This is a genomic window from Plantibacter elymi (nom. nud.), assembly GCF_900177795.1.
GTDB lineage: Bacteria > Actinomycetota > Actinomycetes > Actinomycetales > Microbacteriaceae > Plantibacter > Plantibacter elymi.
In genome coordinates, this window is the sequence record NZ_FXWJ01000002.1 from 677,127 (window position 1) to 691,696 (window position 14,570).

The 14,570-nt window shown below is 69.4% G+C and carries 16 protein-coding genes; 2 read left to right on the forward strand and 14 right to left on the reverse strand.

The genetic code is table 11. The annotated features are described in order from the left end of the window. Positions 1 to 3: 3 nt before the first annotated feature. The 6 genes from mutM to CCK91_RS08070 all read right to left on the reverse strand — a co-directional run bounded on the left by mutM (position 4) and on the right by CCK91_RS08070 (position 5,154). The gene (gene mutM / locus CCK91_RS08045; protein WP_079705643.1) at positions 4 to 894 is read right to left on the reverse strand and encodes a bifunctional DNA-formamidopyrimidine glycosylase/DNA-(apurinic or apyrimidinic site) lyase; all 891 of its coding nucleotides are present in this window, start codon (positions 892 to 894) and stop codon (positions 4 to 6) included. Continuing rightward, positions 878 to 1,555, reverse strand: a complete 678-nt coding sequence (rnc, locus tag CCK91_RS08050; protein WP_086473824.1) for a ribonuclease III — start codon at positions 1,553 to 1,555, stop codon at positions 878 to 880. Before rnc ends, mutM begins: the two co-directional genes overlap by 17 nt. Positions 1,556 to 1,646: 91 nt before the next feature. Further along, a complete protein-coding gene (gene rpmF, locus CCK91_RS08055; protein WP_056006932.1) occupies positions 1,647 to 1,856 on the reverse strand; it encodes a 50S ribosomal protein L32 in 210 nt (69 codons plus the stop codon). Between the two features lie 3 nt (positions 1,857 to 1,859). Beyond that, on the reverse strand, positions 1,860 to 2,372 hold the full coding sequence (locus CCK91_RS08060) for a YceD family protein (RefSeq protein ID WP_086473825.1): 513 nt from the start codon (positions 2,370 to 2,372) through the stop codon (positions 1,860 to 1,862). Positions 2,373 to 2,483: 111 nt separating this feature from the next. After that, positions 2,484 to 2,966, reverse strand: a complete 483-nt coding sequence (gene coaD, locus CCK91_RS08065) for a pantetheine-phosphate adenylyltransferase (protein ID WP_064296302.1) — start codon at positions 2,964 to 2,966, stop codon at positions 2,484 to 2,486. Between the two features lie 19 nt (positions 2,967 to 2,985). Further along, positions 2,986 to 5,154, reverse strand: coding sequence for an ATP-dependent DNA helicase RecG (locus tag CCK91_RS08070; RefSeq protein WP_086473575.1), 2,169 nt, complete (start codon positions 5,152 to 5,154; stop codon positions 2,986 to 2,988). A 71-nt stretch (positions 5,155 to 5,225) separates the two neighbouring features. Here CCK91_RS08070 and CCK91_RS08075 point away from each other — a divergent pair, with 71 nt between their 5' ends. Beyond that, positions 5,226 to 5,798: an RsmD family RNA methyltransferase gene (locus CCK91_RS08075; protein WP_086473576.1), complete on the forward strand. Its 573-nt coding sequence runs from the start codon at positions 5,226 to 5,228 to the stop codon at positions 5,796 to 5,798. A gap of 64 nt (positions 5,799 to 5,862) precedes the next feature. Here the strand turns inward: CCK91_RS08075 and thiL are convergent, their stop codons facing one another. Next, positions 5,863 to 6,879, reverse strand: a complete 1,017-nt coding sequence (thiL, locus tag CCK91_RS08080; RefSeq protein ID WP_086473577.1) for a thiamine-phosphate kinase — start codon at positions 6,877 to 6,879, stop codon at positions 5,863 to 5,865. Between the two features lie 25 nt (positions 6,880 to 6,904). Here thiL and CCK91_RS08085 point away from each other — a divergent pair, with 25 nt between their 5' ends. Beyond that, complete coding sequence (locus tag CCK91_RS08085; protein ID WP_086473578.1) at positions 6,905 to 7,396, forward strand: DUF3515 family protein; 492 nt, start codon at positions 6,905 to 6,907, stop codon at positions 7,394 to 7,396. Between the two features lie 21 nt (positions 7,397 to 7,417). Here CCK91_RS08085 and CCK91_RS08090 read toward each other — a convergent pair whose 3' ends face one another. The 7 genes from CCK91_RS08090 to CCK91_RS08120 form a co-directional block, all read right to left on the reverse strand. Next, a complete protein-coding gene (locus CCK91_RS08090) occupies positions 7,418 to 8,509 on the reverse strand; it encodes a D-alanine--D-alanine ligase family protein (protein WP_086473579.1) in 1,092 nt (363 codons plus the stop codon). Beyond that, complete coding sequence (locus tag CCK91_RS08095) at positions 8,412 to 9,503, reverse strand: NAD(P)H-dependent glycerol-3-phosphate dehydrogenase (protein ID WP_240773584.1); 1,092 nt, start codon at positions 9,501 to 9,503, stop codon at positions 8,412 to 8,414. Before CCK91_RS08095 ends, CCK91_RS08090 begins: the two co-directional genes overlap by 98 nt. 37 nt (positions 9,504 to 9,540) lie before the next feature. Then, positions 9,541 to 10,281 (reverse strand): lysophospholipid acyltransferase family protein, encoded by a 741-nt coding sequence (locus CCK91_RS08100; protein ID WP_086473580.1) that lies wholly within the window; start codon positions 10,279 to 10,281, stop codon positions 9,541 to 9,543. Between the two features lie 6 nt (positions 10,282 to 10,287). Next, on the reverse strand, positions 10,288 to 11,658 hold the full coding sequence (murA, locus tag CCK91_RS08105) for a UDP-N-acetylglucosamine 1-carboxyvinyltransferase (protein WP_064296294.1): 1,371 nt from the start codon (positions 11,656 to 11,658) through the stop codon (positions 10,288 to 10,290). A gap of 19 nt (positions 11,659 to 11,677) precedes the next feature. Further along, positions 11,678 to 12,274 (reverse strand): 3-isopropylmalate dehydratase small subunit, encoded by a 597-nt coding sequence (gene leuD, locus CCK91_RS08110; protein WP_086473581.1) that lies wholly within the window; start codon positions 12,272 to 12,274, stop codon positions 11,678 to 11,680. Further along, positions 12,274 to 13,770: a 3-isopropylmalate dehydratase large subunit gene (gene leuC / locus CCK91_RS08115; protein WP_086473582.1), complete on the reverse strand. Its 1,497-nt coding sequence runs from the start codon at positions 13,768 to 13,770 to the stop codon at positions 12,274 to 12,276. The genes leuD and leuC overlap by 1 nt, the downstream gene beginning before the upstream one ends. Before the next feature lie 192 nt (positions 13,771 to 13,962). Continuing rightward, the gene (locus CCK91_RS08120; protein WP_086473583.1) at positions 13,963 to 14,427 is read right to left on the reverse strand and encodes a DUF4333 domain-containing protein; all 465 of its coding nucleotides are present in this window, start codon (positions 14,425 to 14,427) and stop codon (positions 13,963 to 13,965) included. Between the last annotated feature and the right edge of the window lie 143 nt (positions 14,428 to 14,570).

The following is a 14,570-nucleotide window of genomic DNA, read 5'->3' on the forward strand; positions in this document are numbered from 1 at the left end:
TCGTCAGGTGCGGCGCTGGCACACGGGACAGCGGTGCGAGCCCCGGTTCATGAACTGCTCGCGGACGATGAGCGTGCCGCAGCGCGCGCACGGTTTGCCCTGCCTGCCGTAGGCGTTCAGGCTGTGGGCGAAGTACCCCGCCTGACCGTTGACGTTCACGTACTGGGCGTCGAAGCTCGTCCCGCCCTCGGCCAAGGCCTTGGCGAGCACGGCACGGACCTCCTCGAGCAGCCGGCCGGCGCGCCCGAGCCCGAGACGGGCGGTCTCCTGCTCGGGGTGGATGCGCGCCGCCCAGAGCGACTCGTCCGCGTAGATGTTGCCGATCCCGCTGACCAGGGTCTGATCGAGGAGCGCCCGCTTCACACCGGTGCGTTTCTCGCGCAGTCGTCGGAGGAAGCCTGCGTCGTCGAAGGCCGGGTCCATCGGGTCGCGGGCGATGTGCGCGACCTGGTCGGGCACCATCGCGACCTCGTCGCCGAACCCACCTGCGGCTCCGTCCGTCGTCGGGACGAGCGCGGTCACCGCCATGGAGCCGAAGATCCGCTGGTCCACGAAGTGCAGCCAGAGCTCGCCGTGCTCGGGGTGTTCCAACTGCAAGCGGATGCGCAAGAGTCGGTCGGCGTCGTCGCCAGGTGACCGGAGCAGCATCTGCCCGCTCATGCCCAGGTGACCGACGATCGCCTCATCGTCGTCGAGGGGGAACCAGAGGAACTTCCCGCGTCGGACGGCCGATCGGATGGTCCGTCCCGTCAGCCGTGCGGTGAAGTCGGCGACACCACTCGCGTGGCGACGCAGGGAGCGTTCGTCGAAGACCTCGACGCCGGCGATCGTCGCGCCGCTGACGGCGGGCTCCAAGCCGGCGCGGACGACCTCGACCTCAGGGAGTTCCGGCACTGATCCTCGACCAGGCTTCCAGGGCCGCCGCCATCTCGGCGTGCTTCTTGCTCGTGCCGGAGCCCGTCGCTGTGACCGCGGTGCCCACGGTGACCGTCGCGACGAATCGTCGGTTGTGGTCGGGGCCGGAGCTGGCGATCTCGTAGACGGGCGCCGGCGCACCGATGGCCGCGGCGGCCTCCTGGAGGCTCGTCTTCGGGTCCATCGCCGCGCCGAAGCGCTCAGGGTTCTCGAGGAGGGGGTTCACCAGGCGCAGGACGAGTGCCGTCGCGGCGTCGGGACCGGCCGACAGATACGTCGCGCCGATGACAGCCTCCATCGTGTCGGCCAGGATGGACGCCTTGTCGCGGCCACCGGTCTGGTCCTCGCCCTTGCCGAGCTTGATCCGCTCGCCCAGCCCGATCGAACGTGCGACCTCAGCGAGCGCGATCGTCGACACGAGGCTCGCACGTCGCTTCGCCAGCTGCCCCTCGTCAAGGTGCGGGAAGTCGCGGTAGAGCATGACGGTGACGGCCTGCCCGAGGATCGAGTCGCCGAGGAACTCGAGGCGCTCGTTGTGCGGGAGTCCACCGTGCTCGTAAGCGTACGAGCGGTGCGTCAGCGCCAGGTCGAGCAGCTCGTACGAGACGTCGACACCCAGTTGCCGTGCGAAAACGACCACACCGGGATCGGTCTCCGATACGGAGCCGATTCCGGTGTGGTCGGAATGATTCGTGTTCACGCTGTTCGAACGCGGACGTTCAACGCGCGGATCAGACGTCTGCGACCTTGCGGCCCTTGTACTCGAGGTACAGGGCGGTGCCCTGCGAGTCCTCGACGACCTTGGCGCGGTGCGGCAGGCTGTACGTGACGCGGCCGTTCTCCACCGTCTTCACGAGCGTCGGCACGGCGGCCTTCCACTGCGAGCGACGCGAGCGGGTGTTCGAGCGCGAGACCTTCCGCTTCGGGGGGTTTCCAGCCATGATCTATCTCTCTTCTGTGTCTGCAGCGGCGCGCTGGGCGCTGCTGGCGTCTGTGTCAAGTACGGAGTCTGAGGACAAGCCCGCGAGCGCAGACCAGCGAGGATCTGCGACGTCGTGAGGGTGTCGTTCCGGACGTTCGGCCAGCCGCTCACCGGTCTCGGGGTCGAGTCCGGGGCAATCCGGCTGGCACACCGGCTGAAACGGTAATGCGAGAACTACCGCATCTCTGACCAGAGGTTCAAGATCCACGTGGTCGTCGTGAACCTCGAAGTCAGACGCTTCCGAATTAGGATACGCGAAAAGTTCCTGAATCTCGACTTCGACAGGCAGTTCGATGTCGCGGAGGCAGCGTCCGCACTCGCCGGTCGCCAAAGCATCGACGTCGACGGTCACGAGGATCCCCTCGTGCACGGACTCGAGACGCACCTGCTCGGAGAGCGTGGTGCCCTCCTTGACGGCGACCAGTCCCTCGCCCCAGCGCTCGGCGAGCACCACCTCGAGGTCGTGCTCGCGCATCTCCCCGGGACGGTTCACCAGATCGCGCACGTTGACGCTGAACGGCGAATTGTTCGTTCTCTTCCTAGTCACGATCGACGATTCTACGCCGAACCCGACCGGGAGGACGCCCTAGCCCTCCTGGAGGAAGGTCGCCACCACCTGCGGGACGTACGGGCTGACATCGCCACCGAGCGCGGCCACCTGCCGGACGAGCGAACTGGAGACGTGCGCGTGCGCCGGATCAGGCAGGAGGAAGACCGTCTCCACGCCGGCGAGGCTGCGGTTCATGATGGCCATGGGCGTCTCGTACGCGACGTCGACCTGCGAGCGGATGCCCTTCACGAGCACGCTCGCGCCGACGTCCGTGCAGTAGTCGACGAGCAGGCCGACGTTCCACTGCGCGACGACGATGTTGTCAGGCAACCCGCCGTCGGCAATGGAGCGCTCGAGCAAAGACACCCGCTGCGGCATCGGCAGCAGCGCGGACTTGTCGGGGTTGTGCACGACCAGCACGTGCAGTTCGTCGAAGATGCGCGCCGCCCGCTCGATGACATCCAGGTGACCGAGGGTGACTGGGTCGAACGATCCGGGGACGACGGCGATCCGCTTCATGCCGCCAGCCTATCGGTGCTCAGTTCTTGGCGAGCGCGGCGCGGTCGGATTCGTCGAGGCGCCGACGGAGCGCTTCGGCCAGCACCGGGTGGTCGGCGAGGTCGGGATCTGTGTCGAGGAGCTCGGCGGCATCCGCGCGCGCCTCGATGATGACCTCGCTGTCGTGCACGACCCGGAGCAGCTTGAGCGAGGACCGCCCGCCCGACTGCATGCTGCCGAGGACGTCGCCCTCACGCCGCAGCTCGAGGTCGACCTGGGCGAGGTCGAAGCCGTCGAGCGTCGCCGCCACCGCGTCGACGCGCTCGCGTGCGGTGCTCTCCGCCTCCGCCGCGGTGACGAGCAGACACAGACCGGGGACGCCGCCTCGACCGACGCGTCCTCGGAGCTGGTGGAGCTGCGACACCCCGAAGCGCTCCGCGTCGAGCACGACCATCGTCGAGGCGTTGGGGACGTCGACGCCCACCTCGATGACCGTCGTCGCCACGAGCACGTCGATCTCGCCGGCGGCGAAGGCCCGCATCGTCCGGTCCTTCTCCTCCGCGCTCATCCGGCCGTGGAGGACGTCGATGCGTCGGGACGCGAGCAGTGGGTGGGTACGCAGCTGCTCCACCGTGGTGAGCACGGACGCGATCGGGCGCGCCGGGTCGGCGTCCTCCTCGAGTTCCTCACCGGGCTCGACCTCCTTGGCGTCGATCGCCGGGCACACCACGAACCCCTGCCGCCCCTGCGCGAGCTCCTCGGCGAGGCGCTCCCAGACACGGGATATCCACCGCGGGTGATCGGCCAGGGCGACCACGAAGCTCTCGATCCCCTGCCGGCCGCGCGGCAGCTCCTCGATGATGCTGACGTCGAGATCGCCGAAGACGGTCATGGCCACGGTCCGTGGGATCGGCGTCGCGGTCAGCACGAGGACGTGCGGCGGTGTGCGTCCCTTCTGACGGAGCTGGTCGCGCTGCTCCACACCGAAGCGGTGCTGTTCGTCGACGACGACCATCCCCAGATCGGCGAAGGTCACGGCGTCGCCCAGCAGGGCGTGCGTCCCGATCACGATCCGGGCCTGGCCGGCGACGATCCGCAGCAGCGCCCGTTTGCGATCGGACGTCGGCAGCTGGCCGGTGAGCAGCGTCGGCATGAGCTCGGCCGAGAGGTCGGGCCCCAGTGAACGGACGATCGACCGCAGGTGCTGCGCCGCGAGGACCTCGGTGGGCGCCAGCAGCACCGACTGTCCCCCGCTGTCGGCGACGGCCGCCATGGCCCGGAGGGCGACGAGCGTCTTGCCCGAGCCGACCTCGCCCTGGACGAGCCGGTTCATCGGATTGGGCTGCGCGAGGTCGCCCGCGATCTCCGCGCCGACCGTCTGTTGGTCGCCGGTCAGCTCGAACGGGAGCGCGGCATCGAGGCGCTCGAGGTAGCCGCCGGCTTTCGGCACGCGGGGTTCGGCCGCCAGGGCACGGGTGGCCGCACGCTGCTGGAGCAGGGCCGTCTGGAGGAGGTACGCCTCCTGGTACCGCAGGCTGCGGCGACCGCGCTGCCAGTCGCGGTCGACCGTCGGGCGGTGGACGGCACGGATGGCGGCGTCGAAGGAGAGCTCACCCCTCGCCGCCCGGACCGACCGCGGGACGGGGTCCTCCTGCGGCGGCAGGGCGTCCAGAACCAGCTCGACGGATTGTCTGAGGTTCCAGCTCGTGATCGTGCTCGTCGCCGGGTAGATCGGGATGGGGGCCTCCGACCACGCCTTCGCCTGGGCGTCGGCGAGCGCCGGGGCTTCAGCGTCGTCGGGGAAGATCTGGTACTGCGGGTGGGCGAGCTGATAACTGCCGCGGTAGTCGCCGACCTTGCCTGCGAAGATGCCGCGGAGTCCCGGCCGGAGTTCGTTCGCGCGCCAGGGCTGGTTGAAGAAGGTGAGGTTGAGCCGACCCTGACCGTCGGAGATGACGACCTCGAGGATGGAGCCCTTGCGTTGCTTCATCTGGCGGTCGCGGACCTCGAGGACGTCGGCGACGATCGTCACGTCCTCGCCGAGCGGCAGCAGGCCGATGACCGTCAGCTCGCCGCGCTTCGCGTAGCGACGCGGGTAGTGCTCGAGGAGGTCGCCGACGGTCTCCACGCTGAACGCCTTCTGGAGTGCCGTCGCGGTCCGTCCGCCGAGGACACCACCGAGCTTCGTGCCCAGCTCGATCCCCGTCATGCCGTCGATTCTATTCGGGACCTCGGACACCGCGGTTCGCTCGGCTTCGCGCAGCCTGCGAGGATGGGACCATGGCCGGCATCAGGATCATCTCGGGTTTCGCCGGATCACGCACGATCCGGGTCCCGGGCAGCGGGACACGACCGACGAGCGATCGAGTCCGCGAGGCACTCTTCTCCGCGTTGGAGGCCCGCGACGTGATCGCCGGAGCCGAGGTGCTCGACCTGTACGCCGGCTCGGGGTCGCTGGGGCTCGAGTGCGCCAGCCGGGGTGCCGCCGTGGTCACCCTCGTCGACCGGGGGTCGGAGGCCGCGAAGCTGTGTCGTGACAACGCGAGGATCGTGACCTCGGCAGCACCTCGCGGAGCGGCGCCACGCATCACCGTGCACGCCAAGTCGGTCGGTGCCTACCTGTCCGGGGCGACGGTCCGGTCCGACCTCGTCTTCATCGATCCCCCGTACGACCTCCCCGAGGCGGAGCTCACGGCCAACCTCGCCGCGCTCGTCGGTCTGGTCACCGACGACGGGCTCGTGCTCGTCGAGCGGAGCTCACGCTCGCCGGAACCCACCCTTCCCGCCGCGCTCGAGGTCCTGCGGAAGAGCACCTACGGCGAGACCGTCGTCTGGTGGATCACGCCGGTCTGAGTCACCGCGTCACCGTCACCGCGTCACCGCACGGTCCCCGCACCACGGCGGCCGGGAACACCGCTCAACCGGACGCATCGTCCCAGTCGCGGTAGGGATCCCAGCCGGCGCGGCCGTCATAGGCCACACCGTCGACGAGGACCCCGGCACCGGTCCGGGCCGTGCCGATGGTCCGGAAGCCGGCGGGGATCGTGGTGGCGGCCGGGAACGTCGCCAGGAGGGAGTGGTCCTCGCCGCCGGCGAGGGCGAGCGCCACGTCGGCCCCCAGGTCCTCGGCCCGCAGGTCGATCGCGACCCCGCTCGCCCGGGCGAGGCGACCGGCGTCGAGCGCGAGCCCGTCCGACAGGTCGAGCATCGCCGTGGCACCGGCGACGGCGGCGACGACGCCGGCCGCGATCGGTGGCCGGGGTGCGAGCTGTGCCTCCACCTCGACCCGGTGATCGCGTCGCAGGCCGGCCGCTGCCTCGGCCGAGGGCACGCCGTCGGCGTCGACCCCACGCGAGAAGAGGAGTCGCAGGCCTGCCGCAGCCGAACCCAACTCCCCCGCGACCGCGACCACGTCGCCGGATCGCGCTCCGTCGCGTCGGACTGGGGCACGACCCTCGAGGTCGCCGAACGCCGTCACCGCGATCATGAAGACGTCGGACACGGCCAGATCGCCGCCGACGACACCGCAGCCGGGCGCGAGCTCGGCACAGGCGTCGCGCAGTCCGTCTGCGAACCCGTCGAGCACGGCGACCGGCAGGTGCTTGGGCATGGCGAGTGCGACGACGAGTGCCGTCGGACGCGCCCCCATCGCCGCGACGTCCGCCAGGTTGCTGGCCGCAGCCTTCCATCCGAGGTCGTGGGCGCTCGACCACGCCAGCCGGAAGTCCGGCCCGTGGATCATCGTGTCCGTCGTGACGACGAACCGACCGTCCGGCGCCAGGACGACCGCGGCATCGTCACCCGGCCCGAGGAGTTCGGCGTCGGCGTGCGGCAGGCGAGGGAAGATGCGCTCGAGCAGCTCCCCCTCGGCGAGGTCCCCGACACAGGGCCCGACCGTTCCGTGATCGTCGGACGCGCTCCCAGACTCGTTCATGTGATCAACGGTAGCCTGGTGGGCGATGTCCCCGATTCGTGTGCTCCTCGCCACCGCCCTCGCCGCAGCCGCAACCCTGGCCCTGGCCGGCTGCGCGCCCGCCGTCGCGCTCGAACCCGCCGCCGATGCGAACAACCCGCAGTGCGCGGAGGTCACGGTGCGGCTGCCCGACGTCGTCGCCGAACTGCCCGAGCGAGGGACCGACGCCCAGGCCACCGGCGCCTGGGGCGATCCCGCGACGGTCCTCCTGCACTGCGGCGTCGCGATCCCCGGCCCGACCACGCAGCAGTGCCAGTCGGTGAACGGCGTCGACTGGATCATCGACGACGCCGACGCACCGAACTACCGGTTCACCACCTTCGGACGCACGCCCGCGGTCGAGATCGTGCTCGACGGCGACGCCGTCGCCAGCAGCACCGTCCTGGCCGATCTGGCGCCTGCCGTGTCCGTGCTCCCCGTCACCGGGAAGTGCACCGCCCTCGGCGACGCCGAGCTCCCGATCCCCACAGACGGCTGACCGCTCCCGGCGCCACGCCGTTCAGGATCGGGCGCGCGCGACCTCGATCAGCTCGGTGATGAGCTCGGGGTAGCTGAGCCCCGAGGCCAACCAGCAGCTCGGGAACATCGAGATCGGGGTGAACCCCGGCATGGTGTTGACCTCGTTGACGACGAAGCCGTCCGCGGTCAGGAAGAAGTCGACCCGGGCGAGGCCGGCACAGCCCAACGCCTCGAACGCCCGACGCGCGAGGTCCTGCATCTCCGACAACTGCTCGGGACGAAGGTCGGCGGGGCAGACGAGCTCGATACCGGGGGCGTCGAGGTACTTCGCCTCGAAATCGTAGAAGTCGCGTCCGGTCACGACGACCTCGCCGGCCACCGAGACACGAGGTGCCTCGCCGGGGAGGGACTCGAGGACCGCACACTCGACCTCGCGGCCCACCAGACCGGTCTCGACGAGCACGGTCGAGTCCTCGGCGAGGGCCAGTTCGATCGCCGCATGGAACGCGTCCGGCGTCGACACCTTCGACACCCCGACGCTCGAACCGGCTCGCGCCGGCTTCACGAACGCCGGTGACCCGAGCGATCCGAGCGATGCGAGCACCTCCTCGGGTGCCGTGGCCCACTCATGGGCGGTGAACCGCACCCACGGCGCGACGGCGATCCCGGCGGCCTGGAGCACCGTCTTCGTGAAGTGCTTGTCCATGCCGAGGGAGGACGCGAGGACGCCGGAGCCGACGTACGGGAGGTCGACGAGCTCGAGCATGCCCTGCACGGTGCCGTCCTCGCCGAACCGACCGTGGAGGATCGGGAAGACGATGTCGATGGGACCGAGGGTGAACGGGACGCCGTCCTCCCCGACCACGGTCAGCTCACGGCTGCCGACGCGCTCAGGCCAGCGCACGGCCGGCCGCGAGGGGTCGACCTCCGGCAGGTGCGCGGGGTCGAGCGCGTACCGGCTCGGGTCGTCGACCTCGAGGACGTACGAGCCGTCGTGGGCGATCCCGACCGGGTAGACGTCGTACCGTTCGCGGTCAATCGCGGCGAGGACGCCGCCCGCCGTTGCGCAGCTGATCGAGTGCTCGCTTGAACGGCCTCCAAAGAGCACCACCACTCCGGTCTTGTGCGTCATCGTTGCTTCTCTCCCCCTGGGGTTCGTCGTCGTCGGTCGTGAGGTGCGGTGCGATGTCCTTCGGGTCGAGCGTGCCGTCGAGCACCTGCTTGACCTGTTCGACGATGGGCATCGCGACCCCCTTCGCCTTGGCAAGCTCGAGCACCGGGGCCACGGACGCGAGTCCCTCCGCGGTCTGCTGCATCTGTTTGACGACGTCGTCGAACTGATATCCCTGACCGAGCAGACGCCCCGCCGTGTTGTTCCGTGACAGCGGCGACTGGCACGTCGCGATGAGGTCGCCGAGCCCGGCCAGGCCTGAGAGGGTCTCCGGCTGCGCGCCGTGGGCCACCGCGAAGTCGGTCATCTCGACCAGCCCGCGGGTGATGATGGAGGCCTTCGTGTTCTCGCCGTAGCCGACGCCGTCGACGATGCCGATCGCGACGGCGATGAGGTTCTTGAGCACACCGCCGAACTCGGTACCGATGACGTCGGTGTTCACGAAGCTGCGGAAGTACCGGTTCCGCGCGAGGAGCGCGACCGTCTGCGCCGTCTCGAGGCTCTCCGAGGAGATCACGGCGGCCGTCGGCTGCTCGCGGGCGATCTCGAGCGCGAGGTTGGGGCCGGAGGCGACGGCGATGCGTGACGGGTCGATGTCGAGGGTTTCGCGGATAACCTCGCTCATCCGGGATCCGCTGCGACGCTCGACGCCCTTCATGAGCGAGACGACGAGCGTTCCGTCCTCGAGGTGCGGGCGGAGCGCGATGAGGTTGTCGCGCAACGACTGGCTCGGGACCGACAGGAACACGACCGAGGCACCGCGCACGGCGTCGACCATGCTCGCGGTCGCCGTCATCCGCATCGGCAGATTGATGCCGGGCAGGTAGTCGCTGTTGCGCTTGGCCTCGGTGATCTCGCGAGCGAGCTCGGGCCGTCTGGCCCACATGACCACGTCGGAGCCACCGTCCGCGAGGATCTTGCCGAACGTCGTGCCCCAGCTGCCCGCTCCGAGCACGGCGACCCTCGTGGCGGCCGGTGGTTGCGGAACGTTCCTAGGACTCAAAGCGGCCTGTCTCCTTCTGCTGGTGTTTCGAGGGATCCCAACGCTCCGTGGGAGCTTGGGCACCGCGCAGTTCCTCGCAGAGGGCGGTGATGGCCTGCATGACGACCTCGGTCGCCTCGTTCAGCGTCTTCGAGTCTAGCTGCCGCCCGGCGAAGGCCGAGAGGTCCACCGGCTCGCCGATGGCGACCTCGACGCGCTTCCGCAAGGGGAACACCCGCAGCTTGCCGTACCGGGGCATGACCTCCTGCGTGCCCCAGTGCGCAGCGGGGATGATCGGCAGGCCGTGCGTGAGGGCGATCCGGACCGCGCCGGTGCGCCCGCGCATCGGCCACAGGCCCGGGTCGCGGGTGAGCGAGCCCTCCGGGTACACGACGACGCCCTGACCGCGTTCGGTCAGGTGTGCTGCAGCGCTGACCGGGTCCATCCCGCGGGCGGAACCCTCGCGCTCGACAGGGATCTGTCCGGACTTCCGCAACAACCACCCGACCACCGGGACCGTGAACAGACTGCCCTTCGCCATGAAGCGCGGCTGTCGCCCGAGCCGCCAGACGGCCACGCCCATGATCAGCGGGTCGAACTCGCTGTCGTGGTTGGGCGACAGGATGAACGGCCCCTCCTGCGGCAGGCGTTCGCCGTGCCGGACGCGGAGCTTGACGAGAGCACTGAACGGCGGGATCGCGATCGACGACAGCAACCAGTAGATCGACGGCCTCGACCGTTCCACCCCCACGGCGGACTACTTCGTTTCGAGGACGAAGTCAGCACCGAGCTGCTGGAGCTTCACGATGAAGTTCTCGTACCCACGGCTGATGATGCCGACGTTGCTGACCGTCGACTTGCCCTCGGCGGTGAGCGCGGCGATGAGGTGGCTGAAGCCACCGCGGAGGTCGGGTACCTCGATGTCCGCACCGTGCAGCGGCGTCGGGCCGTTGATCACGGCGGCCTGCTCGAGGTTGCGCCGCGGCACCCGACGAGGCGTACCCGACAGCCCGTTGGGGTGCACGACGATGTTCGCGCCCATGGTGTTGAGCGCGTCCGTGAAGCCGAACCGGTTCTCGTAGACGGTCTCGTGGACGATCGACTCGCCCGTCGCCTGTGTCAGCGCGACGATGAGGGGCTGCTGCCAGTCCGTCATGAAGCCGGGGTGCACGTCGGTCTCGATGACCACGGGCTTCAGCTCCTCCTTGCGGTAGAACCGGATGCCGTCGTCGGTGATGTCGAACCCGCCACCGGCCTTACGGAAGATGTTGAGGAACGTCATCATGTCCTGCTGCTTCGCCCCGCCGACGAAGACGTCGCCGTCGGTCGCGAGCGCGGCCGACGCCCAGCTCGCGGCCTCGTTGCGGTCGCCGATGGCCGTGTGGTCGTACCCCTCGAGCTTGTCCACGCCCTCGATGAGGATCACGCGGTTCGGCTCATAGGAGATGATCGCGCCCATCTTCTGGAGGACGGCGATGAGATCCATGATCTCCGGCTCGATCGCCGCACCCTTGAGCTCCGTGGTGCCCTTGGCACGGACCGCCGTGAGCAGGACCTGCTCCGTGGCGCCGACGCTCGGGTACGGCAGATGCACGGTCGTCCCGTGGAGACCGTTCGGAGCCGAGAGACGGATGCCCTGCGGGAGCTTCTCCACGACCGCGCCGAACTTGCGGAGCGCGTCGAGGTGGAAGTCGATGGGGCGGTCGCCGATGCGGCAACCTCCGAGGTCGGGGATGAACGCCGCCCCGAGGCGGTGGAGCAGCGGCCCGCAGAACAGGATCGGGATCCGGGAGAAGCCGGCGTGCGCGTCGATTTCCTCCATGTGGGCGGACTCGACGTTGGTCGGGTCGAGGCGGAGCTCGTTCGGGTTCTCGCCCTCCGTCACGTCCACGCCGTGGATCTCGAGCAGGGAGCGGACGACCCGGACGTCGCTGATGTTCGGCACGTTGCGCAGGACGCTGACGTTCTCGCCGAGCAGCGACGCCACCATCGCCTTGGTCACGAGGTTCTTGGCACCCTTGACCTCGATGCGGCCTCTGAGCGGGATACCGCCGTTGATCGTGATGCGGTCGACATCGAGTCCGACCGACGAGCCTGCCGCCTGTGACGCCTGGACGAGTGAATTCAAACCGGTACCTACTGCCTTGCTACTTGACGGGAATGGTGCGGGGCAGCCAGGTCGGCCGCCGGGCCTCGAACGCGGTGATCTGCTCTTCGCTACGGAGCGTCAGCCCGATGTCATCGAGTCCTTCGATGAGCCGCCACCGAGTGTAATCGTCGACCTGGAACGAAACCGTGAGATCGCCGACCGTGATGGTGCGGGCGATGAGGTCGACGACGGAATCGGACCCGGGAGCGGCCTCGATCGCAGCCCAGAGCTGCTCGAGCTCCTCCTCGCTGACCTGGGCGGCGAGGAGACCCTGCTTCCCGGAGTTCCCGCGGAAGATGTCGCCGAAGCGGGACGACACGACGACCTTGAACCCGAAGTCGCGCAAGGCCCACACGGCGTGCTCACGCGACGAGCCGGTGCCGAAGTCGTGCCCCGCGACGAGGATGCTGGCACCCTGGTAGACGGGCTGGTTCAGGACGAAATCGGGGTCCTGACGCCATCCCGCGAAGAGCGCGTCCTCGAAGCCGGTCTTCGTGACCCGCTTCAGGTAGACGGCGGGGATGATCTGGTCGGTGTCGACGTTGGAGCGCCGCATCGGAGCGGCGACGCCCGTGACGGTCGTGAACTTGTCCATCAGGCGTGTACGCCTTCCTGCTCGGTGGCCGCGTGTCTGCCGGGCTCGACCTCGAGGTCCGCCGGGCTCGAGAGCGTTCCGCGGATGGCCGTCGCCGCGGCGACGAGCGGTGAGACGAGGTGCGTGCGGCCACCCTTGCCCTGGCGACCCTCGAAGTTGCGGTTCGACGTCGAGGCGCAGCGCTCCCCCGGAGCGAGCTGGTCGGGGTTCATCCCGAGGCACATGGAGCATCCGGCGAACCGCCACTCCGCACCGAAGTCGGTGATGATCTTGTCGAGCCCTTCGGCCTCCGCCTCGATCCGAACCCGGGCGGAACCCGGGACCACCATGACCCGCACACCCTCGGCCTTCGTGCGGCCCTCGATGACGGATGCGAACGCCCGCAGGTCTTCGATCCGGCTGTTCGTGCAGGAGCCCATGAAGACCGCGTCCACCGGGATCTCCTTCATCGGGGTGCCGGCTTCGAGTGCCATGTACTCCAGGGCACGCTCGGCGGCGGACCGCTCGTTCGGGTCGGTGATGGCCGCGGGGTCGGGCACGTTCTCACTCAGCGAGACGCCCTGGCCAGGGTTGGTGCCCCAGGTGACGAAGGGTTCCAGCGTGTCGGCGTCGAGGAAGACCTCGGCGTCGAAGGCGGCCCCTTCATCGGTCGCGAGGGTGTCCCAGTAGGCGACGGCCTCGTCCCAGTCGGCTCCGGTCGGAGCGTGCGGGCGACCCTGCAGGTAGTCGTAGGTGACCTGGTCAGGGGCGACCATGCCGGCCCGGGCCCCGGCCTCGATCGACATGTTGCAGATCGTCATGCGGCCCTCCATGGAGAGCGCACGGATCGCCGAGCCACGGTACTCGAGGACGTAGCCCTGCCCGCCGCCGGTGCCGATCTTCGCGATGACGGCGAGGATGATGTCCTTCGCGGTCACGCCCGGCCGCAGCATGCCCTCGACGGTGATCGCCATGGTCTTGAACGGCTTCAGCGGGAGCGTCTGCGTCGCCATGACGTGCTCGACCTCGCTCGTGCCGATGCCGAAGGCCATGGCCCCGAAGGCGCCGTGGGTCGAGGTGTGCGAGTCACCGCAGACAACCGTGATCCCGGGCATCGTGAGGCCGAGCTGCGGCCCGACGACGTGCACGATCCCCTGATCGAGGTCGCCGAGGGAGTGGATGCGCACCCCGAACTCGGCGGCGTTGCGACGGAGGGTCTCGATCTGCGTGCGGCTCGTGAGGTCGGCGATCGGCTTGTCGATCGCGAGCGTCGGGGTGTTGTGGTCCTCGGTCGCGATCGTCAGGTCGACGCGACGCAGCGGCCGGTCGGCCAGGCGCAGACCGTCGAAGGCTTGCGGGCTCGTCACCTCGTGGACGAGGTGCAGGTCGATGTAGATGAGGTCGGGCGTGCCGTCCTCACCCTTGACGACGAGGTGGTCGTCCCAGACCTTCTCGGCGAGCGTGCGCGGGTGCTCGGGAATGCTCGGGACGGACGGATCGGCGTTCAGCTGCGACATGTCGTGGAATTCCTTCAAACGATGAGTGGTCAGGCGTCAGCGACCTCCGCGACGAGGGAGCCTGGAACTAGGCCTCGTCGCGGCTGGGAAGGAGGAGCAGCCCGGACAACATTCGCCCAGCGTACCACCCGGTCCGTGGCGGAGACGTCGGCACCGTCGTCGCTCGCGGGGACGCCGGTGCCGACATCCCAGCTACTTCGGCGCGTCGATCCCGACGCGGTACTGCCCCTGGTCGTTGATGACCTCGACGGCCACCGGGTAGCTCTTCGCGTTGTACGAGAACGTGCACTCGAACTGGGTCCCGGTCGTGGCCGGCTGGTCACTCGGGCACTCGACCTTCTCGACGTCTGCGAGGCCGAAGTCCTGCTTGAGCACCTCGGCCACACCGGTCTGCACCGAGCCGCGGTCGAGCATCGGCGTGAACAGGCGACCGACCGAGAGGAGGGTGAGCGGGACGGCGATGAGCGATGCGGCGACCGCACCGATGAGCACGCCGATCCAGAGCTTGCGCCCGAGCGGCTTCCGGGCGGGTTTCCGGCTCGCATCAGGCTGCTTGCCCGCGACGCCGTACTCGGGTCCGGGACGGAACGGACCGGTCTGCTGTGGACCGGACTGCGATCCATGCTGCTGTGGGCCTGGCTGGAACGGGCCGTTCAAGTGCTGCGCCTGTCCCGGGCCGAAGGGCTGTGGCCCGGTCGGGCGTGCCTGACCGTAGGGCGGCTGACCCTGCGGCCCCTGCGGCTGGCCCTGAGGTCGGCCCTGAGGCGCGCCGAGCGGGCGTCCCTGTGGAGCCTGGCCAG

Bases quoted from the DNA above. Each gene is read 5' to 3' on its own strand.
- rpmF (WP_056006932.1), bottom strand. From the start codon at position 1,856: ATGGCTGGAAACCCCCCGAAGCGGAAGGTCTCGCGCTCGAACACCCGC.
- CCK91_RS08060 (WP_086473825.1), bottom strand. From the start codon at position 2,372: ATGCGCGAGCACGACCTCGAGGTGGTGCTCGCCGAGCGCTGGGGCGAG.
- coaD (WP_064296302.1), bottom strand. From the start codon at position 2,966: ATGAAGCGGATCGCCGTCGTCCCCGGATCGTTCGACCCAGTCACCCTC.
- CCK91_RS08070 (WP_086473575.1), bottom strand. From the start codon at position 5,154: ATGACGGGGATCGAGCTGGGCACGAAGCTCGGTGGTGTCCTCGGCGGA.
- CCK91_RS08075 (WP_086473576.1), top strand. From the start codon at position 5,226: ATGGCCGGCATCAGGATCATCTCGGGTTTCGCCGGATCACGCACGATC.
- thiL (WP_086473577.1), bottom strand. From the start codon at position 6,879: ATGAACGAGTCTGGGAGCGCGTCCGACGATCACGGAACGGTCGGGCCC.
- CCK91_RS08085 (WP_086473578.1), top strand. From the start codon at position 6,905: ATGTCCCCGATTCGTGTGCTCCTCGCCACCGCCCTCGCCGCAGCCGCA.
- CCK91_RS08090 (WP_086473579.1), bottom strand. From the start codon at position 8,509: ATGACGCACAAGACCGGAGTGGTGGTGCTCTTTGGAGGCCGTTCAAGC.
- leuD (WP_086473581.1), bottom strand. From the start codon at position 12,274: ATGGACAAGTTCACGACCGTCACGGGCGTCGCCGCTCCGATGCGGCGC.
- leuC (WP_086473582.1), bottom strand. From the start codon at position 13,770: ATGTCGCAGCTGAACGCCGATCCGTCCGTCCCGAGCATTCCCGAGCAC.